At 56.2% G+C, this 22,151-nt stretch carries 16 protein-coding genes; 9 read left to right on the top strand and 7 right to left on the bottom strand.

From position 1 onward, the window contains the following. The first annotated feature begins 152 nt into the window (after window positions 1-152). Window positions 153-1,775 carry a sodium/proton antiporter NhaB gene (nhaB, locus tag SRBAKS_RS15555; RefSeq protein ID WP_229591810.1) on the top strand — a complete coding sequence of 541 codons (1,623 nt, stop codon included), beginning with the start codon at window positions 153-155 and terminating at the stop codon, window positions 1,773-1,775. A 153-nt stretch (window positions 1,776-1,928) separates the two neighbouring features. On the opposite strand, the gene rbp is transcribed toward nhaB, so the two are convergent. The 3 genes from rbp to SRBAKS_RS15540 form a co-directional block, all read right to left on the bottom strand. Then, window positions 1,929-2,192 (bottom strand): RNA-binding regulator, encoded by a 264-nt coding sequence (gene rbp, locus SRBAKS_RS15550; RefSeq protein WP_229591809.1) that lies wholly within the window; start codon window positions 2,190-2,192, stop codon window positions 1,929-1,931. Window positions 2,193-2,581: 389 nt separating this feature from the next. After that, the gene (locus tag SRBAKS_RS15545; RefSeq protein WP_229591808.1) at window positions 2,582-2,965 is read right to left on the bottom strand and encodes a RidA family protein; all 384 of its coding nucleotides are present in this window, start codon (window positions 2,963-2,965) and stop codon (window positions 2,582-2,584) included. Window positions 2,966-2,998: 33 nt separating this feature from the next. Then, window positions 2,999-4,321 (bottom strand): L-cysteine desulfidase family protein, encoded by a 1,323-nt coding sequence (locus tag SRBAKS_RS15540; protein WP_229591807.1) that lies wholly within the window; start codon window positions 4,319-4,321, stop codon window positions 2,999-3,001. Between the two features lie 196 nt (window positions 4,322-4,517). Between SRBAKS_RS15540 and SRBAKS_RS15535 the strand changes: the two genes are divergently transcribed. The 6 genes from SRBAKS_RS15535 (at window position 4,518) to SRBAKS_RS15510 (ending at window position 10,029) form a co-directional block, all read left to right on the top strand. Beyond that, entirely contained in the window at window positions 4,518-4,997 is a 480-nt protein-coding gene (locus SRBAKS_RS15535) for an L-2-amino-thiazoline-4-carboxylic acid hydrolase (protein ID WP_229591806.1), read from the top strand. Window positions 4,998-5,419: 422 nt separating this feature from the next. After that, a complete protein-coding gene (locus SRBAKS_RS15530) occupies window positions 5,420-6,538 on the top strand; it encodes an ABC transporter substrate-binding protein (RefSeq protein ID WP_229591805.1) in 1,119 nt (372 codons plus the stop codon). Between the two features lie 69 nt (window positions 6,539-6,607). Beyond that, window positions 6,608-7,519, top strand: a complete 912-nt coding sequence (locus tag SRBAKS_RS15525) for a branched-chain amino acid ABC transporter permease (protein WP_229591804.1) — start codon at window positions 6,608-6,610, stop codon at window positions 7,517-7,519. Beyond that, window positions 7,512-8,552 carry a branched-chain amino acid ABC transporter permease gene (locus SRBAKS_RS15520; protein WP_229591803.1) on the top strand — a complete coding sequence of 347 codons (1,041 nt, stop codon included), beginning with the start codon at window positions 7,512-7,514 and terminating at the stop codon, window positions 8,550-8,552. Before SRBAKS_RS15525 ends, SRBAKS_RS15520 begins: the two co-directional genes overlap by 8 nt. Next, window positions 8,552-9,322: an ABC transporter ATP-binding protein gene (locus tag SRBAKS_RS15515; RefSeq protein WP_229591802.1), complete on the top strand. Its 771-nt coding sequence runs from the start codon at window positions 8,552-8,554 to the stop codon at window positions 9,320-9,322. The genes SRBAKS_RS15520 and SRBAKS_RS15515 overlap by 1 nt, the downstream gene beginning before the upstream one ends. Then, the gene (locus tag SRBAKS_RS15510) at window positions 9,310-10,029 is read left to right on the top strand and encodes an ABC transporter ATP-binding protein (RefSeq protein ID WP_229591801.1); all 720 of its coding nucleotides are present in this window, start codon (window positions 9,310-9,312) and stop codon (window positions 10,027-10,029) included. The genes SRBAKS_RS15515 and SRBAKS_RS15510 overlap by 13 nt, the downstream gene beginning before the upstream one ends. Before the next feature lie 107 nt (window positions 10,030-10,136). On the opposite strand, the gene SRBAKS_RS15505 is transcribed toward SRBAKS_RS15510, so the two are convergent. Then, entirely contained in the window at window positions 10,137-11,789 is a 1,653-nt protein-coding gene (locus SRBAKS_RS15505) for a sigma-54 interaction domain-containing protein (RefSeq protein ID WP_229591800.1), read from the bottom strand. Window positions 11,790-12,091: 302 nt separating this feature from the next. Here SRBAKS_RS15505 and SRBAKS_RS15500 point away from each other — a divergent pair, with 302 nt between their 5' ends. Further along, a complete protein-coding gene (locus SRBAKS_RS15500; protein ID WP_229591799.1) occupies window positions 12,092-15,322 on the top strand; it encodes a transporter substrate-binding domain-containing protein in 3,231 nt (1,076 codons plus the stop codon). An 87-nt stretch (window positions 15,323-15,409) separates the two neighbouring features. Here the strand turns inward: SRBAKS_RS15500 and SRBAKS_RS15495 are convergent, their stop codons facing one another. The 3 genes from SRBAKS_RS15495 to SRBAKS_RS15485 are packed head-to-tail and all read right to left on the bottom strand — an operon-like array spanning window position 15,410 to window position 20,771. Continuing rightward, the gene (locus SRBAKS_RS15495; protein WP_229591798.1) at window positions 15,410-17,356 is read right to left on the bottom strand and encodes a molybdopterin-containing oxidoreductase family protein; all 1,947 of its coding nucleotides are present in this window, start codon (window positions 17,354-17,356) and stop codon (window positions 15,410-15,412) included. 54 nt (window positions 17,357-17,410) lie between these two features. Beyond that, window positions 17,411-18,853 carry a sigma-54-dependent transcriptional regulator gene (locus SRBAKS_RS15490; RefSeq protein WP_229591797.1) on the bottom strand — a complete coding sequence of 481 codons (1,443 nt, stop codon included), beginning with the start codon at window positions 18,851-18,853 and terminating at the stop codon, window positions 17,411-17,413. Continuing rightward, window positions 18,843-20,771: a PocR ligand-binding domain-containing protein gene (locus SRBAKS_RS15485; RefSeq protein ID WP_229591796.1), complete on the bottom strand. Its 1,929-nt coding sequence runs from the start codon at window positions 20,769-20,771 to the stop codon at window positions 18,843-18,845. Before SRBAKS_RS15485 ends, SRBAKS_RS15490 begins: the two co-directional genes overlap by 11 nt. A 425-nt stretch (window positions 20,772-21,196) precedes the next feature. Here SRBAKS_RS15485 and SRBAKS_RS15480 point away from each other — a divergent pair, with 425 nt between their 5' ends. Then, a complete protein-coding gene (locus SRBAKS_RS15480) occupies window positions 21,197-22,147 on the top strand; it encodes a DUF7973 family transport facilitator (protein ID WP_229591795.1) in 951 nt (316 codons plus the stop codon). Window positions 22,148-22,151: the final 4 nt, after the last annotated feature.

Here is a 22,151-nt window from a genome sequence, read left to right as displayed (position 1 = left end):
CGGGGCCCATTTGCGGTCGTAGGATAACCCACAAAAAAACGTAAATACCACAACGAACTATTCCGCTGACGTAACGTCTCCAGGCACCGTCTTTTCCTGTATGCAGGAACAACAGCCATGAGACGTTTCACCATTTGAAGGAGAATTTCAAAATGAAAACACCATTGTCAAAAGTCTTTGTCCAAACATTTCTCGGGAACGCTCCCAGCTGGTACAAGCTGGTCATCATAGGCTTTCTCATACTGAATCCGATTCTCATGCTGACTGCAGGTACGTTTGTGGCCGGTTGGGCATTGATCGCCGAATTCATCTTCACACTGGCAATGGCGCTGAAATGCTACCCGCTTCCTGCCGGTGGCCTGCTGGCGTTTGAAGCCGTCGTCATGGGCATGACCTCTGCCGAGACCGTCTACCACGAAGCCCTGAAAAACTTTGAAGTCATTCTGCTGCTTATCTTCATGGTTGCCGGTATCTACTTCATGAAGGACTTTCTGCAGTTCACCTTTACGCGCATCCTGGTAAAGATTCAGTCCAAGAAAGTGATTTCCCTGCTGTTCTGTCTTGCCGGCGCGATCCTGTCCGCCTTCCTTGACGCCTTGACTGTCACCGCGGTCATCATGGCTGTTGCCTATGGGTTCTATAACGTTTACCACCGGTTCGTGTCTGGCAAAGGGCATGAAGACTCCCATGATCTCAGCTCGGACTCAACTGTCAAAAAGATGAACCATCAGGAGCTGCGCCAGTTCCGCGGGTTCCTGCGCAATCTCATGATGCATGGCGCAGTCGGTACCGCTCTCGGCGGCGTGTGCACGCTCGTTGGTGAACCGCAGAACCTGCTGGTGGGCCACGAAATGGGCTGGCACTTCATTCCGTTCTTTCTCCAGGCCATGCCGGTCACCATGCCCGTCCTGGTCATCGGTCTCCTGACCTGCCTGGCCGTCGAACAGTTCCACGTTTGCGGGTACGGATACCAGCTGCCCGGCAACATCCGCTCCTTTCTCCTCGAAACAGCAATGGATATGGAGAAAAAAGCCGGAGCAAAAGGCAAGCTCAAACTGGTCATTCAGGCGCTTGCCGGCATCTGGCTCGTAGCGGCCCTGGCGCTCCACCTCGCTGCTGTCGGTCTGATCGGCCTTTCGGTCATTGTCCTGCTCACAGCGTTCACCGGCATTGTCGAGGAACACCAGCTTGGTCACGCCTTTGAAGAGGCCCTGCCCTTCACCGCACTGCTGGTCGTCTTCTTCTCCATCGTCGCGGTCATTCACTCCCAGGAGCTCTTCAAGCCCATCATCGACTTCGTCCTGAGCCTGCACGGTCAGAACCAGCTCGTCGCATACTATGCGGCCAACGGCATCCTCTCCTCGATCTCGGACAACGTCTTTGTGGCCACAGTCTACATCTCGGAAACCAAGATGCACTTCGTTCACATGCTGAATGCCATTCCCGGCATCGGCATGACCGGACAAGAGCTGATGGCCAAACTCACGGACGCGCATGTGGCCCGTGCCGATGTGCTTGCAACCCTTCCTCAGGATGTCGCCATGCACGTCAAGGAGACCATGGATCACTTCGACAAGCTGGCCGTTGCCATCAATACCGGCACCAACATTCCGTCCGTTGCCACTCCTAACGGTCAGGCCGCCTTCCTCTTCCTGCTGACAAGCACACTGGCTCCGGTCATTCGCCTGTCCTACGGCAGAATGGTCATGCTGGCACTGCCCTACACCATCACCATGTCCCTGAGCGGACTGGCCGCTGTGTACTACCTTCTCTAGAAGTACATCGCCATACAGACCTGCAAGGGCTTCCGATATCAGTATCGGAAGCCCTTTTTTCATCTGATCTCCACCCATCTTTTCGATAAAAAAAAAGCGCCTGCCTCCGAAGAGACAGGCGCGTAATGCCGTATTAAGGCTTAGCCGTAAAAACTACCAGCGGGGGCGTTCTTCACGAGCTTTGGCTTCGTTGACCTTGATATTACGGCCACCGAAGTCTTTGCCGTCCAGGTTGGCAATCGCTTCACGAGCACCGGCATCGTCCATCTCAACAAAACCGAAACCACGCGGACGACCAGTCTCACGATCTTCGATAAGTTTAACGGAAACGACTTCGCCGTACGAGCCAAAAGCGTCACGTACTTCGTCTTCAGTAGTGCTCCATGACAAATTGCCAACATAAAGATTCTTAGACATTCAAATTCTCCTAAAAAGTGATAATGATATGGTGCCCGTGCACCAAATAAAAAGGAGCCGTGTACAAGATGCGTACACGGCTCCTGAATAAACTTGTAGTAATCACAACCAGCATGAGTCACAGTTTGACCGCGCCTTCACGGGAGCAGCTGGTGTTATTCGTGGACAATAGGCCTCTCGGGAGAGAAGTCAAGCAATATAAAATTTAATTTCCGACACTGCCGATCGCAGCTGACTGCGTTCTCGACAATGAACTGCGACCCCATACCCTCCCCCTACAAACCAAAGAAAGCAGGCCCGCCGACATCCGACAGGCCTGCTTGTTTCTCTCAACATAAGGGAGCTAAGGCCGTTGTGAGCAAGGACACATCACAATGGCCGAAAACGGATCAGGAGCAGCGAACCACGCACTTGATCTCGACGAGACCACCCAGAGGCAGGGCCGCAACCTGAATAGCCGCACGCGCAGGTTTGTGCTCACCCATGAACTCCGCGTAAATGCCATTGAGGGTCTTGAATTCGTCCATATCCACCAGAAAGACATCAACGCTGACGATATCCGTGACAGCGCACCCGGCCTCATCAAGGATGGCACCCAGGTTGCGCATGGCCTGCTCGGCCTGTGCGGTGAATCCTTCGGCCAGGGTCATGGTCGCGGGGTCCAGCCCGAGCTGACCGCTGACGTACAGCATACCGCCGGCAGCGACTGCCTGGGAGTAGGGACCGACTGCAGCCGGGGCTTTATCAGTAGCAATAAACGTCAATTCACTCATGTTCGTATCTCCTTCGATGCGATTACGATGTTGTTATTTCTCTTCACCCAGTTCACTGGGAATCTTGGAATTCTGTGGAGCACAGCAGGACTGATGATCCAGCAGGCGCAAGATAACGGCGTCCACGGCGGCAAAACCCACACCGGACAATTCGCCCACGGCAACGGTGTTGGCCATGAAGTCGGGGCCGATCACACCCTGCGGTGAATTCATCAGCACACCGCTGGTGGCCAGCAGCATGCCCTGATAGGCTTCGCTTGCAGCGGTGCCGACCTTCAGGGCGCAGGTTGATTTGGCACCATCGCAGATCATGCCCAGAACCGAGGACAAAACATAGGCAGCGGCCTGTTCGGCCTGCACAGCGGTCCCCTTTGCCAGTCGCGTCAACGCGGCAGCGGCTCCGGCTCCGGCAGCAACGGAACACCCGCAAACCGGGGTCAGGCGGCCTGTCTTGGCCTTGATGGCTCCGGTGACCAGATGCGACAATGCCAGCGCTTCGGCCAGCTCGCGGTCTGTGCGCTTCCAGAATCGCGCCGCCATTGCAGGAGGAATGATCGCGGTAAGGCCGTGGTTGCCACTGCCTGCGCTGCTCATGACAGGCCAGCGGCCACCGTCCATGCGAACATCGGCTGCGGCAGCGGACCAAGCACGGATCATGCTGGCCAGATCGTCTGCGCTCGCCTTTTCAGCCGTAACAAAGCCGGAACCCAGCCCCCAGGGCCGATCCAACCCCTCTTTCGCCACCTGAAGGTTCATTTCTGCACCTTTCAGGAGAAATTTCTCATTCTCATCGTCAATTTCTCCGGCAAGGTCCCACAAGCCTGCAAAGTCCGTTCGCAACAGCTCTGCAAGATAGGCAGGCAGACGACCGGAGCCGCCCTCGCTTTCCTTGCCTTCGAAAACAGTCTTCTTGTTGTGGCTGACTTCCACCAACTGGTCGTGAGCATACGCGACCACGGCAGTGACGCTCTCGCCCTGCCGAAGCATTTCCACCTCGGCATAGACGTTGGGGGCATCGTGCACCACTTCCTGTGTCAGGCTCCCGTTCTCAAGCATTTCAATCGCCTTGGCGATGCAGTCCTCGTCAATATTCTCAAGGGACTGAAGCCCTTTGTCCGGGTTGCCCCCCAGAGCACCGAGGGCTGCGGCCAACAAATTTCCCTTGAGGCCGGGCGCGCCGGGAATACCGACTGATTGACCATTCTTATAGATATTGGCGGACAGGCGTAAATGTATATGCCTCGGCGGTCCGGCAAGATAGCTCGCGCCGGCACTGGCGGCATAAGCGACGGCTCCGGGTTCGGTACAGCCCAGAGCGGGCTTTACTTCATTATCAAAGAAAGCATGCAGGTCCATGTGTATCCTTTTCGTATGCGCGGACCGGTCTTTGATCCGCGGAATAGGTTTGACTACTCATCTTGTCTGCCCCCCCACTATCAAGTATGATGCCAAGGCGGCACAGATTCCCGCCGGTACATCTCATGCAAGGGAATACACACTATAAAACCACGACCGACTCAAAAAACGTCGGCAACTCAAGGAGTATTACACAATGAATGAAGCAAAATTGCGCGAAGAACTCTATTCCGCCAATGAAAACCGGGGCATTATCTACAAGCTGATCTTCGATGCAATGGTCGATGAATTTGGCAAGGAAAAAGCCAAAGAAGTCATGAAACGCGGTATTTACAAGCGTGGAGAGCAGATCGGTGAAGCCTTCAAGCAGTTCGCCCCCGGCGACTTCAAGGGCCTGCGTGACGCATTTCTTGGCGGTATTCCCGACGAAAGCAAAATGTTCGCCCCCACTGTCACCCGCTGTGACGAAGGCGGCCTCGACATCGAATTCGAAAACTGCCCCCTGAAAAACTCCTGGATCAAGATGGGCCTGTCTGACGAAGAGTGTGCAGACATGTGTGAAGTGGCTGGAATCATTGACTATGGAACTTTCCAGGGTGCTGGCTTCCACTTTGAGATGACTGCACTCCCTGAAGGCAGCAAAGATAAATGCTACCTGAAAGTCCGCACAAAATAATCTCTGTATCTCTGCGTGGGAGTCACACCGTTCTCTTCGGTGCGACTCCCACGCACATTTTTCAACAATTCTCACAAAAACTGCGAAATTCGCACCGAAAAACGAGAATTCCTAAGAGAAGTTGATAAATTCACAGAATTGTAAAACAACTGCTCGCCGCCCTGTCGTCTTACCGCCGAAATATACATTTTCGCACAACTATCCACAATCCTCGCATCCCCCCACCCTCTTCGATCTTTACCATTCTCACAATTACCATTATTGATGTCACTCACTCTGACTGCCTATTGTGGCATGCGGATTGCTAAACCCCACCTCAGGAACCATGGAAGAGCACACCAGTTGCGGGGGAGCCCCTCTAGACTGTTCTGGGGCTACCCGGAAAACTCTCCATCTGAAACCTCAAACCACTGGAGGAACAAGTGAACGTAAAGAACATGCTTTTAGCGCTCGTTGCCATGGCCGTCATGCTTGTAGCTGCGCCCGCTCAGGCCGAAAAAACCATTATGCTGGGCTACTCACTGCCCCTGACCGGAAGCCACGCCCAGTACGGCGAAGGTTTCCGCAACGCAGCAACCCTGCAGCTTGAACGCTTCAACAAGTCCGGCAAGCTCAAGGGTGCGACTGTAGATATCCTTTTTGAAGACTCCAAGTCCGATCCCAAAGAAGCCATCAACATCGCTCGCAAATTTGTCGATAATGAACAGATTGTCGGTGTTCTGGGCGACTTCACCTCCACCGTGTCCATGGCCGCCGGTCGTGTTTACGCCATGGAAGGTATGCCGCAGCTCTCGCAGACGGCTTCTCACCCCGACTTCACCAAAGTCGGTAAATACCAGTTCCGCAACATCACCACCCAGGCCTTCGAGGGTCCCTTTGTCGCCAAATGGGCTGAAAGCCTGGGCTACAAGAAGTTCGCCATCGTTGCCATCCAGAACGACTGGGGCATCTCCGCAGCCGAGAATTTCGAAACCGCCATCAAGAATCTGGGCGGCGAAATCACTGCCGTCGAATACTTCAACCCCGGCAACCGTGACTTCCGCTCCATCCTGACCAAGGTCAGCCGTGACAAGCCCGAAGCCATCTACCTCTGTATGATGTACGAAGAAGGCGCCATGATCCTCCAGCAGCGCAGGCAGCTCGGAATCGACATCACCACCTTCGGAACGTCCTCCCTGTACTCTCCCAAGCTCGTTGAACTGGCCGGCGAAGCCGCCAACGGCCTCATGCTCTCCACCACCTTCATGCCGGACAGCCCGGAACCCCATGTTGTAGAGTTCGTGACCGAGTACAAGAAGCAGTTCAACGCTGATCCCAACATGTTCACCGCACAGGCATACGACGCCGTAGGCATCATGCTGGACGCCATCGCCAAGGTCGGCACGGACGTCACCCGTGAATCCCTGCGTGACGCCCTTGCCGCCACCACCGACTACCCCGGTGTGACCGGTGCCACATCCTTCGATCCCGAAACCCGTGAACCGGTCAAGGGACTGGCTCGGATGACGGTCGAAAACGGCGCTTTCAAGCTCGTAAAATAAGAAAACGCAATCATCGCTACTCCCGGCGGGGTCGCAAGACCCCGCCGACAAACATAGGACAGTCTTTCAATGGACACGTATTATCTGATGCAAATCATCAATGGCCTGAGCGCAGGCATGATCTACGCGCTCATAGCCATCGGCTTCACGCTCATCTTCGGCGTGCTTAACGTTGTCAACTTCGCACACGGCGAAATGTACACCATCGGTGCTTTCGGCGGCCTGGTGTGTATTACTGCGCTGAACTGGCCTCTGGCATTAGTAATCATTGCAGCCCTGGCCGCTGGCGGTCTGGCTGGTATTGTTCTTGAACGACTGGCCTTCAAACCTTTCAGACGGTTTCAGGATGAGGCCTCGCTCAAATCGAGAGCCATGCGTGAAGCGACCCTGCTCTCCTCCCTGGCAGTCTCGATCATCGTCAAGGAACTCATCCAGTACTTTTTCGGCGCGGAGATGCAGTCCATCCCCACGCAGTATCTCCTGAACGATCCCATTCCTGTCGGCCCCCTGTCTTTCTCCAACGGGCAGTTCCTGATTCTCGGGTCATCCATTCTCATGCTCGGCGGGTTGCAGTACGTGCTGTACCGCACGCGCATCGGCCTCTCCATCCGGGCCATCTCCAACAACCCGCTGGGTGCCAAGTATGTCGGTTTGTCCGTAGACAGAACCATCATCGCCACCTTTGCGGTGGGCAGCATGATGGGTGGCGCGGCCGGTATCCTGGTCGGCCTCTACTACGGCGCCATCTTCCCTTCCATGGGATTCGCTCCGTCCATCAAGGCGTTCGTGGCCATGGTCATGGGCGGCCTGTCCAGCATACCCGGAGCAGTGGTTTGCGCCCTGATCCTCGGAGTATGCGAGGCACTGGCGACCGACTTCATGGCCCAGGGCTGGAGCGACATGGTCGCATACGCCTTTCTTATCTTAACCCTGATTTTCTTCCCGCAAGGCATCTTCGGTGCCCGGAGAGAACGTGTATAACCCTGAGGCTCCAGACATGACCGACACCAAACCCGTCACTAGTCCCTTGCGCTCGAAACTGCTGACAGCAGGGCTGCTCCTGATTGTCCTTGCAGTGATACCGGGCACGCTCTCTGTCCTTGGCAAGAGTTATTATACCCAGGTGGCCAACTCCGCGCTCATTTACTGCATCCTGGCCGCCAGCATGAACCTGATTACCGGCACGGCAGGGCTCCTGTGCCTCGGCCACGCCGCGTTCTTCGGCATCGGCGCGTACACTGCCGCCCTGCTCGCTACCAACTTCGGCCTGCCTTTCGTGGTCACGCTGCCTCTGGGCGGCATTGTCGCCGGACTCGGCGGCGTACTGGTGGCCCTGCCCACCATGCGACTCATCAGCATCTACTTTGCCGTCGCCACCCTCGGCGTGGGTGAGATCATCCATGTCACCCTGCTCAACTGGGTGCCGGTCACACGCGGCCCCATGGGCGTACAGATATATGATCCGATCACCATCTTCGGTCATCAGTTCACCAGCCTGCTCTCCATATATTACGTAATTGCGGTTCTGGCGTGCATCTCAATTTACATCATCTGGCGTCTGACCAACTCCTACTTCGGCAACGCCCTTCGCTCCGTGCGCGAGGACGATCAATGTGCCGAGGCCATGGGCATCAACGTGGTCAAACTCAAGATACAGGCGTTTGCAATCAGCACCTTCTTTGCCGGACTGGCCGGAGCCATCATGGCACACAGCATCGGCTACATCAGCCCTGACAGCTTCCAGTTCAGCGAATCCATCCTGATCCTCGCCATGGTCGTTGTCGGCGGTCTGGGCTCCCTGCCCGGCGGCATCTTCGGGGCACTGCTCCTCATCCTGCTGCCCGAGGTTGCCCGCGGACTGGGCGACCTGCGCATGGTTGCCGTGGGTGTGGTCATGTTCCTGTCCATCCTGCTGCTCCCCAAAGGCATCTTCGGTGAAGTCTCGGCCATCGACATGGCACGCAAGCAATTCAACGCGGCCTGGGGTGGCCGTCAGTCGGTGGGGTGGAAATAATGTCCGAAGTAATAATGGAAACAAAGGGGCTGACCCGCCGGTTCGGCGGACTCACAGCCGTAGACAATGTCGATATGGTCATGAAGCAAGGCGAATTGGTCGGCCTCATCGGTCCCAACGGCGCTGGCAAGAGCACCTTCTTCAACTGCCTGACCGGATTCTATCCGCCCAGTGAAGGCGAAGTGAAATTCATGGGCAAACCGATCACGGGAATCAAGCCTTATCAGGTCGCCAAGCTCGGCATCGGCCGCACGTTCCAGAACCTGCGCATCATGCCCAACATGACGGTTTTCGATAACGTCTCCATAGGCGCTATTGGCTCGCTGAGCCACTCCATGCGGCGCGCCATCTGGCCGTTCCGCTGCAAGACGGACCAGAAAATCAGCACCCGGACCTGGGAGATACTCTCACGAGTGGGCCTTGATTCCCTGGCAGGAGAACTGGCCGCCAACCTGTCATACGGCAAGCGGAAATATCTTGAGATCGCCCGCGCTCTGGCCACTGACCCGAAACTCCTGATCCTCGATGAGCCCGCAGCCGGACTGAACGAGCAGGAGACAGGACAACTGGCCGAGTTCATCAGTGAACTGAACAAGGAAGGGCTCCCCATTTTGCTGGTGGAACACGACATGGGGCTGGTCATGGGCATCTGCCACCGCGTCATGGTCCTGGCCCTTGGCAAAAAAATTGCCGACGACACACCGACGGCGGTTCAACAGGACACCGCGGTCCTTGAGGCCTATCTTGGAGGCGAAGAATGCCAATTTTAGCAGTCAATAATCTTGAAGTAAGCATGGGCGTCCAGCAGATCCTGCGCGGCGTCGACCTGACAGTTGAGGAAAACGGCGTTGTCGCCGTGCTGGGTTCCAACGGCGTGGGCAAGACCACGCTCATGCGGGCCATCTCCAACATCTATCAGGCGACCAATGGAGAGATCCTCTTCCAGGGCGAGAACATCGCCAATATCGGATCAGACAAAGTGGTTAAACGCGGCCTCTGCCAGGCCCCGGAAGGGCGGCAGATCTTCGCCAACATGAGCGTGGAGGAAAACCTGATCCTGGGCGCATACCATCAGGATAAAAAACACCTTAAAGACGACTTTGAACGGGTCTATGAGCTCTTCCCGATCCTCAAGGAACGGCTCAGCCAGCAGGCTGGCGCCATGTCCGGCGGTGAACAGCAGATGCTGTGTATCGGCCGTGCGTTGATGGGCCGCCCCAAGCTCCTGCTCATGGATGAACCCTCTCTGGGCCTTGCCCCGCTCGTCATCAAGTGCATCTTTGATCTGATAGTGAAAATTCGTGAGTCAGGCACCGCCATACTCATCGTGGAACAGAACGCCAAGGCCGCGCTGTCTGTGGCCGACCATGCATATATCATGGAGGGCGGCTCGATCATCATGGATGGTCCCGCTGCCGAACTGGCCAAGGACAACCGGTTGGAAGCCGCCTATCTGGGCGGTCACGCACACGTCTAACCACGCTCTCAACCCTACAACACACCTCCTCTTACCAAAGCGCCGGAAAAGTCTAGATGACTTTTCCGGCGCTGCGGTTTGTTCTCTTGTGAGCAGGAGCAGACAGATCACCGTCCTGAACTGCCGTCCTGTCCCATGACATCATAACTGTACGCTTCCAACAAATTGTAGCGTTTGATTTTGCGATAGAGCGTTGCCAGGCTCATGCCCATCTCGTGAGCGACCCGCCGCTTGCCTTCCAGACTCACACCGTACCGGGCAAGCGCCCGCCCCAGTGCCTCCTGCTCGGACACATCCTGACCATAGACAGACTCGGCCTGCGGCAGTCCGTTGCCCATTGACCTGTTACCGGCATGCAATCTGCCCCCTCCATTGGAGGTGGAGGCGTCGATTCCCTCCGGGCAGGCCAAACCGGTTTCCAAGGGCCACTGCTCGCACACTCCGCCCCCGGACACCTTCTCCGCACCGGAGAATCGTTCGGCCAGGGTATCAAGGTCCAGACTGTGGCCCTTGCGAAAGTTGATGCCGTACTCCACGAAATTCTTCAGCTCACGCACGTTCCCCGGCCAGGGATAGGAGGTGAACCGTTTCATGAGCTCCGGCTCCACGGACGGCGGTGGCTCACCCCGGCGACGGGCATAGAGCCTGGCGAAATGGTGCACGAGCAACTCGATATCACAGCCGCGCTCACGCAGGGCCGGGACGCGAAGGGGAATGACTGACAACCGGTAGTACAAATCCTGACGGAACTGCCCGTTCCGCGCCTGCTCCGCCACATCCACGTTGGCCGCCGCAATGATGCGCACATTAAAGGCGTGCTCCTTGCGTCCGCCCAGGCGCATGACCTTGCGCTCCTGAAGCACACGCAACAGCTTGACCTGAAGCGCCAGCGGCAGCTCGGCGATCTCGTCAAGAAAAAGGGTGCCGCCTTCCGCGTGCTCGAACAGGCCGGACTTGCCTCCGCGCTTGGCTCCCGTAAAGGTGCCGGACGTGTAGCCGAACAGCTCGCTCTCGATGATCGACTCGGGGATGGCCCCGCAGTTCACGGGCACAAAGGGTGCCGCGGCTCGCGGCGAAAGATCATGAATGGCCTGTGCCGCCAATTCCTTGCCTGTGCCGGACTCGCCCTGAATCAGCACGGTGGAATCCAGATGGGCGCACCGGATGATGTCGTCCTTGAGCGTCCGCATGCGCTGGCTTTCGCCGATGAGCCGTTCAAGACCGGCGCCTTCAACCTCGTCGCTGACACCGGCCAATGCCGTGAGCAGACGGGTGTCCGCCTCGCAGCTCTGTGCCAAAAACAGAGAGATGGTCTCGGCGATATCGGCGGCGGACTCCTCAAGGAGCATGCACTGGCTGGAATCAAAGGCGACCGCCTGCACAGCGGCCACGACCTTGTCCCGAACAGAGATGGGCGCGGTGTAGTTGGCCAGATCCCGACAGGTGAGACGTTGGGAACATTTGCGGCAGGCGTCGTCTGCCCGGGGGTCGGCGACCATGGTGGGTCGCCCGCTGGCCAGACTGTAGCCAATGGCCGTATCACGCGGGCTCACGCAGCCCACGGCGCTCTCGTAGGCACCGGACCCGGCCACGCAAAGATAGTCGGTATTGATGACATACAGGTCAAGACCTGACAGACGGGATAAAATTCTCACAAGGCGTTGCAACTTGTGACAGGCGTCGATGACCCCTAGGACACCGGCATTCCTGACTTCTGACCCAAGCGCCCATGGCGGTGTAAACAGGGTATTTTTTCTCACAAGCACCTCAAGTTAAAATTCTCATTCAATTCTACGTCGGAATGATAATTCTGTAAAGGACAAGAGCAAGTGTGAGAATTTTATAGACGTACAGGACAAAACACCGCATCCGATAGATAACGGCCACTTCCGTATCGCTTTCAACAATCGGGCAACGCACAAACCAGAACTGATGAAAGGCATCAAGCTACTCAGGGAATAGTGAGACAAGTATTCCTTTTCATGTGATAATCATGCTACATGCCTCTAATGCCACAGATACAAACTCTCAGTATTGCCTTTTACCTGATGAGGAGGATCCAGTGTCTCTAGTTCGCCTGTGCCGCTCAACCATCATTCCCTGTCTGCTTTTCATTCTGTTGCTTGCCCATTCACCCCAAGCCCAAGACAGGCTCGTAGTGGCCATCGACAAGGACTACGCACCGCTCTCTCTCATCACACCGACCGGGGAACCCGCCGGACTGATAGTTGATCTCTGGCGGCTCTGGTCCCAGCAGACCGGCGTCGCTGTGGAGTTCGCTTCAGGGACATGGGAAGAGACCATCGAAATGGTGAAGTCCGGCAAAGCCGACGTGCACTCCGGGTTATTCAAAAATGCCAACCGCTCAGAATGGCTTGCTTTTTCTACCCCCTTGCACTCCTTGAAAAGCGCCCTCTATTACCGCACGCATTCCAAACCTCTTTCTTTCAACTCGCTCAAGGGTGTCAAAGTAGGCGCAGTGCGCGGCACGTTTCAGTTCGAGTATCTGCATGAGCAATTTCCCCAGCTCGCCATCGCCGAATATGAGGATCACGAAGCAGCGTTGACCGGACTTATCGCCGGTGAAATCGATGCACTTTTTGACGAAGTGCCCACCATCGACCGTAGCCTGGCCCGGTTGGGCTGGCAGGGGCTCGTGTCGCGCAGTCAAAACAGCGAGATCTCCAATATCGTGTATGGTGCCGTAGTAAAATCACGCACAGCCCTCATCAAACGCATTGATGAGGGAATGCACAACCTGAACCCGGCACTTCTGGCAGCCATCGACAAACAATGGATCATCAAGCCTGAAGACCGTTTTTATATCGATGAGACCGCCAAGCTCACAATTGACCTGACAGACGAAGAAAGACAGTACCTTCACGGGAAGAAATCCATCTCGCTGACCTCCACTCCGAACTGGCCGCCCTTTGAGATGGAACAGGCAGACGGATCGTATGCCGGTATTGCAGCAGATTTCATGCGCGTAGCAGCCAGCAAGGTCGGACTTGATATCAAGCCCGTGTTCGACACCGATTGGGGTGCGCACATGGACAAACTCAAGAAAGGAACGCTGGATGTCGCTCCGGGATTGAACAAAACAACAAAGCGCCTGAAAAACTTTATTTTCACCAAACCCTATATTGAGTATTACTCTGCAATATTTACAAAAAACGACCGAGAAGACATCAACACTCCAGACGACCTTTCCGGCAAAACAGTGGTTCTGGAAGATGGGTACGCCATTGCCAGGAATCTGCCGGCAGATCACCCTGACATCAAGATGATGCTCGTCAACTCGACGCAGGCAGCTCTGGAAGCGGTTTCAGCGGGCAAGGCTGACGCTTATATCGGAAACCAGGTGGTCGCATCCTATCTCATCAAGAAATTCACCCTTCCCAATCTGAAACTCGCCAGCCTCTGGCGCACGGATCTTCCCGGCCAACTGCGCTTCGCCGTCGCCAAAGACCGTCCCATCCTGCGCGACATACTCCAAAAAGGACTCGACGCCATCACAAAGGCTGAACGCGAAGCCATCCTGTCCACCTACCTGGACACTTCCGGTTTTCAGCAAAAGGTTTTCTCGCTCACACAGGAGGAATGGGACTGGCTGAAGGCCCATCCAAAAATCAAACTCGGCATTGATCCACAGAGTGCCCCCTTTGAATTCATTGACACAAATGGGCAGTACCTCGGTATTTCAGCAGAATATATCTCTTTTATACAAAGCAAAATCAAAGTCGCAATGAACCCTGTCAGCGGGTTGAGCTGGAATGACGTGCTGAACTATGCGGAACAGGGACGACTCGATGTCATTACCGCAATGGCAAAAACCCCTTCCAGAGAAGAGGAGCTGCTCTTCACGGAACCGTACATAGAATTCCCCATTGTCATCTTCTCCCCCAAGGAGGCACCGCTGATAAACGGGCTTGCCGACATTACCGAAGGTCGAATCGCGGTTGTGGAAGGATATGCAGCATACGACTACCTGACTGCGGAACATCCCGAATTGAAGCTCTCGCTCTTTCCCACGGTCAATGACGCCATAAAGGCACTGGCTCTCGGCGAAGTGGACTGGTTCATCAATGACCTGGCAACCGGCAGTTATGCCATCGAGCAGCAAGGGCTGACCACGCTCAAAGTGGCTTCTTCCACGGAATACACGATGGCGCTGGCCATGGCTGTGCGCAAGGACTATCCGGAACTTGTCGACATACTGAACAAAGCGCTGGCAGTAGTCACGGAAGAGCAGGCTGCCGAATTCAAAGGCAAATGGCTCACGCTCAAGTTCGAACACGGGCTGGACATGGCGACTGTCTTCATGTGGGTCTTGCCCATATCGGGCGGCGTCCTCCTCATCATCGGCCTGATCGTCCTGTGGAATCGTAAACTCGGCAGTGAAATTGCCGAAAGAAAAAAGGCGCAGGCCCACCTGGCAGAGACCCTGAATTCCCTTGACGAGAAGAACACGATGCTGGAGGGACTTTCCTCCAAACTCGCCAAATACCTGTCTCCGCAGGTATATGATTCCATTTTCTCAGGCAGTCGGGATGTATCGCTCTCCACGGAACGCAAAAAGCTGACTGTGTTCTTCTCGGACATCAAGGATTTCACGAAAACCACTGACGATATGCAACCGGAAGATCTGACCGCGCTGCTCAACTATTACTTCACGGAGATGTCCGCCATCGCGCTGGAATACGGAGCCACCATTGACAAGTTCATCGGCGACGCCATGCTCATGTTCTTCGGCGATCCCGAGACCAAAGGGGTCAAGGAAGATGCCGAGCTCTGTGTCCGCATGGCCTTTGCCATGCAGAAACGCATGGCGGAGTTGAGCGGTGAATGGAAGTCAATGGGGTATGACAAGCCCTTCAAAATGCGCATCGGCATCAACACGGGCTACTGCAACGTGGGCAACTTCGGGTCTGAATCCCGCATGGATTACACGATCATCGGCGGCGAAGTGAATCTGGCCGCCCGCCTTGAGGGCCAGGCTGATCCCGGCGGCATACTCATGTCTTCGGAGACGTACGCACTCGTCCACGACATCGTGAATGTCGAAGAACGCGAGCCGCTGTCCGTCAAAGGCATCCGCAGAAGCATCCGGCCATATGCCGTGCTTTCACTCTGTGACGACGCGTCCACCTGTACTGAACGCAAGCGCATCATCCACCATCAGGAAAAGGGCTTTGAATTGTCCATTGACCTTGAACGGCTCACCCCGCAGGAACGGACAGCGATCTCCGCCCAGCTCACTCAGATAGCCGGGCGATTGAAAACAGAGGAGTAAGCCGGAAACAACACCCGGCCTGTCGAGGTCATCATAAGAATGTACGATTGTTGCTGTACGTACGGAGAGGGGCGTGATCGCTGAAGATCACGCACACGGTTCGACCGTGACCAGCGTCTCGTAGAACGGCGTCCCCTGCCCGATCTTGCTGGACACATCCCTGGTCAACTGATTGAGGCCATGCCCTGCCTTGATCCACCCGCCCCGTTCAGCAAGGGCGACATCGCGACGCAGACCTGTATCGACCTTGAGCATGGCTCTGACCTGTCCCACCGGGCTGGAAACCAGAACCGGCTCCCCGTCGCGCACCCCTCTGACTTCGGCTTCCTGTGCGTTGAGCTGAATGACAGGCAACGGTTCATGCTCTGCCATGGTCCGCTCGGAACAGATATACCCATGCGGCGCTACGGTCAGTAGTCTATAGGGATATCGCTCATCAGTGGACGCGCCTTCCAGGGGGTTGAATTCCGTCATGAACTGGAACTTGCCTGTCTCGGTGGGAAACACTTTGTCGGCGTAAGGAACCATGGGCGCATCCAATCTGAACGCCCCCTCCTTCAACATCTCCAGAGTGCCGCCCTGCTCCCATATGGGAGCACAGATATCCTGCAACCACTCATCCACCGTACGCCGATACTGATCGGCAAAGGGAAAGCGTGCAGCCAACTCATGAAACATATGAAATTCCGACTTGCATTCGCCCACCGGTTCGATGGCTTTGTTCACCGGGCCAACATAATTATGCCCATAACTCGCCATAATGTCGTCGTCTTCCAAGAAAGTAGTGGCCGGAAGAAAGACATCCGCAGACTCCGCTGTGTCGTCCATGAAATGCCCTGAATACACGACGAACTCGGCCTTCCCAAACGCTTCTGCCACCGTGTTCGAGTTGGGAGCCATGCATACGGGGTTTCCCGCAGTCACATAAATCATGCGAATTTCCGGGTCCACCGCGTTGAGGATTTCCTCTCCCACGCGAGGGATAAGCAGCGTCCTGCGCGGTGGATTAAGATCATCGCCCCAGTACTGCTGATCATAAGGGCCATATTCCTCAAACCCCTGGCTGACACCTCCACCGGGTATGCCGATAATGCCACTGATGGCACCCAGTGCGTCAATGGCCCGGATCATGTGATGAGCGTATTCGTATCTATGCAGCCCCCAGCCCAGGAGAATGGAAGTAGGCTTCTGGTCCATGAGCATGTCGGCCAGAGTTTCGGCGTCCGTGGACGGCACACCGGCAAGGTCACATAACTCCTCCACGGAGTAACGATCCAGAATATCCTTATAATCTCGGAAACCAACGGCATGCTTTTCAAGGAATTCCCGGTCTTGCGCACCGGCAGCGAGCACCAGCTTTGCGACCGCCATGGCAAGATACCCATCGCCACCCGGTCGAGGGGAAATATGATGATCCGCCAGGGCCACGGATTTGCTCCGGGCCGGATCGACAACCACGATTGTGCCGCCTCGCTCCCTGATGCCCTTGATGAGGGGTACCAGACTAATGTTGGTCGAAACCGGATTCCGGGCCCAGAGAATCATGGAATTGCTGTTCACATGATCCAGCGGATCGTGGGAAACGCGCTCGCCAAAATCAAGATTCTGGGCCCCCTGCCCGGCCCCCCCGCACAAAGAGCCACGCATGGTGGTGACCCCGCCGAACAGATTGAAAAAATATTTATTAAGTAACTTGAGGGCAGTGCGCTCACCATAGCCCTGATAATACAGTATGGACTCGTTGCCCGACTCGGCGCTGAAGGTCTGCATGCGTTCGGCGATAAGATTAAGCACTGCATCCCACGATGCACGCGTCCATTGTCCATCCTTGCGGATCATGGGGTGCGTGATACGCTCCGGGCTGTAGACCCGCTTGATATATTTGGAAGCCTTGTGGCAGGCCACGCCTTGTGTCAACGGGTGGTTCGGGTCACCCAGGAGCTTGACCAGACGACCGTCCCTGACCGTGGCCACAAGACCACAGGAGTTGGGACAATCTCTGGTGCAGCTGGTGATGATTTTCCGTGTACTCATAATGCTTCACGCTCTACCGAGCCTGTGCCGCAGCAGAAAGGAGCGCCCGTACCATTACGAGTTCTTGTCTGATGCGGACTGAAGATACTTGTTAATGGCCTGCCTGGAAACCCCCAACAGCTGGGCGGCCATGGACTGGTTGTTGGCTGTCCGTTTAAGGGCTTCCTGAATGAGCATGGTGCGGGCGTCTTTCAGAGAGGGAAGCTGCGCCCCAAAGGTGAGCGTCTCGCTCGGCGGCACATCCCTGCCGACTCCCACACGTATCTGCGCATCGAAGTGCAAGAGTTTCTCAAATGTCTCCGGGGTCAACCGCCCCCCTGTGGCCATCCTGGCCGCATCGTGAATGAACAGCCGCAGCTCCCGAATATTGCCGGGAAAATCATACCCGTGGAGCAGGCGCACTATGCCCGGGATATCGGTTTTGAGCGGTTTGTCGAATTCAACCGCCGCCTCCTGCGCAAAATATCTGATCAATAACGGCAGGTCGGCAAGCCGCTCCCGCAGGGGTGGGAGCGTCAGCATATGGCCACGGAGTCGATAAAAGAGATCACGACGAAACTTCCCCTGCTCCTGCAAGGCATTCAGGTCGCGGTGGGTGGCGGCCACCACACGGGCGGTACACTTGCGCGAGATATCCGAACCAAGCGGGGTGTATTCGTTCTCCTGAAGCAGCCGGAGGAGTTTTTTCTGGGATTCAAGGCTGAGGTCACCGATTTCATCGAGAAACAGCGTGCCGTCACTGGCGGTTTCAACAAGTCCGGCACGGGCGTGAGTTGCCCCGGTGTAGGCGCCTTTCTTGTGGCCGAAAAGTGTGTCAGCGACCATATTGTCGTCCAACCCGGCCATATTCACGGCCACGAATTCCCCGGACCGTTCACTGGCCCTGTGGATGGCCCGGGCAATGACTTCCTTGCCCACGCCGCTCTCCCCGGTCACGAGCACGGACCGAGAGGACTCGGCAATGGCCTCCACATATTGAAAGATGGTGCGCATGGTCTTGTCAGTCGTGATGATCTCCTCAAAGTACTCTGGGTGAAGCAGATCATCGCTGAACAACCGTTCACGCAGGCTGGAGTTCTCCTGACGAAGCTCGAAAATTTCGATGGCGTGCTTGATACCGGCAATGAGCGTGTTTCTCGATTCGGTCTTGACGATGAAATCGAACGCGCCCATGCGGATGCACTTGACCGCGGTCTTCACCTGGTCCAGCCCCGATATGACGAGCAGAGGCAGCTCTGGATATTCCGACAGGATCTTCGGTATAAGCTCCTCGCCGCTGATATGGGGCATCATCAGATCCACGGCCACAGCACAAAAGGATTCCCGCTCCAGGGTTTCGAGCACCAGCCGGCTGTCGGACAGGGTCACGACATTGTTCACACCCGAAGCCCGCAACGCGCTCTGGAAACTCCTCAGCCAGGACTCCTCGTCATCGACCAACAGGACCGGATACCGTGGGGATGTCCGCTTTGGTTCAGCACCGTTCTCACCGGGCATTGGAGCCTCCTATGGAGGAACCTGACGGACGATTCCTCGTAGTATATGCATCTTTGTCACTTATCTGGTCCGACGCGGGCAGCCGGAGTTCGGCGGTCGTGCCCTGCCCCGGTTTCGAGGTAAACATCAACGCCCCGCCATGCTCCTCGACAATGGCCGAAGAAACGGAAAGCCCGAGACCGGTACCGCCGTCTTCCCGCTTGGTGGTGAAAAACGGGTCCATGATCTTTGTCATCAGCTCCTCCGGAATCCCCGCGCCCTCATCCCGGACCCGGATAACAACCTCGTCCTTGCCCACATCATAGGCGGTATGCAGCGTGATCGCCTGCTCCCGACCGGTCAGGGCCTCGCAGGCATTGACCAGAAGATTGATCAACACCTGTGAGATCTTTTGCGGATTGGCGGTCACGGCCGGCAACTCCGGCGCCAGCATATCCTGAAACCGGCTGGTGCTTTTTACCACCAGACTGCCCACCAGCTCCAGAGAGCCGCGCACAACCTCGTTGATGTCGATATCCCACCGGAACTCATCAGGCGAGTTCCGCGAAAAGTCCTTGAGACTCCCCACAATGCCTCGAATGCGGGATGCGCCTTCATGCATTCGGGAGAGCAGCTCCGGGATGGTCTCCCGCAGTTCGGTATACTCCAGCCCTCCGGCAATGAAATCGCCGTTCTCTCTGTAATATTCTTCCAGAATCGGCGTGATGTCCTCCCACACGTCAAGGACAAGCGGCAGATTGAGTGTCATGAAACTATTGGGATTATTGATCTCATGTGCCATGCCCGCCACCAGAATGCCAAGGGAAACCATCTTGTCAGCCTGAATGAGCTGTTGCTGCTTTTCCTTGGCTTCACGCTGCGACTGAATCCGCTTGGTGATGTCGCGCACGACCAGCACCTGCACCTGCCCTCCCTTGAAAAAAGTATCCCGTTCACGCAGTTCGCAAATGCGGGTCTCGCCATCGGGCCGAACCAGCTCGGCCACACGGACATCCTGCACGCCCTCATCCTTGTTGAGACCGGCAAGCGAAGGCATCAGGGCGTTCATGCTGTGCCCGATAAGGGTTTCCTGCTCCAGCCCGACAAGCTCACACCCCGCCTTATTGACATCAAGGATAACCCCGCCCTTGTGAACAAAGATGCCCTCGAACGTTGCCTTGGAAAACTGACGGAACCGGGTTTCGCTCTCCCTGAGTGCGGTTTCTGCCTGACGACGCATCTCGATGGCCCGGGCCTGGAGATAGTTCTGCTGGGCCAGTGTGGAAATCTGGTTGGCGATAAGGCAGAGCGCCTTGCACACATTCATGAACTGTTCACGCGGCATACTGGGCACCTCGGCCAGGGCCTCGGCATACAGCGCTTCATCGACATCTATCTCTCGGGCATAGTCACGCAGGGTTTCGATGTCGTCGTCCTCGATGCGGACCTGCCCAACAACCCAGTTGGCCACATGCCGTTCCCCCACATAGATGCTCGTCCCGCCGTCCCACAGGCCGCTGCTCAGACAGGGACGCATGAGCGGAGTGAGCGGATTGTCGGACCCGAACGAGGCGTCGGAACGAATGCAGTTGGCCAACCCCTTGGGCGACCGCCGGACCACGTCTCTGCACAATCGACAGAACCCGCTGGGCCGCGTGATGGGACGCCCTTTCACATCCGTGATGATCGAGGCCACATTGGTGGCCGCGGCAAAGGCGTCCTGAATGGACTGCAAGGCGTCGACATTGAAGACATCCTTGAAATCCAATGCGTTGTCGTCGTTCTTGTACAGCTCTGGCCAATGGGTATCGGAAAGGGAACAGGTGTGACGCACGCACAGCTTGTTGTTCGATTCAAGCTCGCGCACCCGTTCGCGCAGCGCCTCCACTTCCCGTTGCAGGACTGGCTGATGTGATGGGTCTGTATCGGTGTTGTGCATCATCGCTCCAGTAATAGGTATTTGAACCCATTAATACAAATATCATTCCATCTGGATATTGTTTCTGCAAGAAAAAACAAACTCATTAATACCAAACAGTTAACAAATCATATTGCACGACGTATTCTCACTGGAAATCACCATGTCAACCCGGTTGACAACCAAAGTTGACATCTTCAACATATTGGTTTCATTGAATTTTCAAATTACGAACAATACCCGCTTCAATTCCACGTCAACCAAAGTTGCCACCGCACGCCCCGTGTAACGGCTCGATTGCCGACAAAATCTGGCAATCGCCCAAAATCACAGACTTTCATCTCTTTGGAACGCTCCTTGCGATTATGGGGAACGCACTCAGCGGGGCCGCTGACACGAAAGTCGTGCCAATGACCTGGGGGAGTAATTTTTTATGAGGAGAAAGTATGGATCCTTTTAGCCTGGACACACTCCTGATTTGCTTTGGCGGCGGCATTGTCGGCGCAGCAATGGGTGGTCTGTTTTCATTTGTCATCTGTGGACTCCTGGTACTCTCCGGGTGTCTGGTCGTCCTGATGGGCGGCTCTGAATTTCTGTTGATGCAGGTGGGCCTCGGTCCCATCTTCGGCCCGCATGTGGGCGGGTTTGCAGCCGGAGTGGCTGCCTCCACCTATGCAGCGGGAGTCCGCAAGAATCACCCGGGCGGCGCGGCCAAGGATATCCTGTCCGCCCTCATGAACACATCCTGGGACGTCCTGCTGGTGGGCGGTGTCTTTGCCCTGTTCGGCCATCTGCTGGTTCAGCTGTTTGCCATGATCCCGGTCATCAACCAGACCGACGTGCTGGCACTGAGCGTTGTCACCACCGCGATCATTGCCCGCGTCCTGTTCCTGCGGGAAATGCCCTGGGGCAATGCCGAGTCCATCAAAAAGAACGGCTTCCTTACCAACGACGCCTCTCTTGCCTGGATTCCCTGGGGACAATCCCTGCCCAAGATGGTCGTCTTCGGCCTCGGCGCCGGTCTGCTGTCCGCCTCCATGGCCGCTGCGGCCCACACCGCGATGGCCCCCCTGCTTGAAAAAGGCGTTGTCTCAGCCACAGGCGCTTTCGTGGTTCCCCTGATTCTTGGTTGGGGCATGGCCGCAGTCAGTCTCATTGCCCTGCAACTCGGCAATGACACCATTCAACAGGTCCCGGTCTGGCACGCACAGGCTATCCTGGCAGCCATGGCATATCTGCTCTTCGGCTCCATCGCGCTGGCCGCTGTCGTCGCAGTTGTGGCCACCCTGCTTCAGGATCTCATGGCCAAGATTTTCTGGTCCCACGGATCCAATCACATTGACCCTCCGGCCTGCACCATTGCCTTTGGCACCCTTGTCCTCAACTTCCTCAAATAGAGAA

Source organism: Pseudodesulfovibrio sediminis (assembly GCF_020886695.1).
GTDB classification, from domain to species: Bacteria; Desulfobacterota; Desulfovibrionia; order Desulfovibrionales; family Desulfovibrionaceae; genus Pseudodesulfovibrio; species Pseudodesulfovibrio sediminis.
This window is presented reverse-complemented; position numbering and strand designations above follow the sequence as displayed.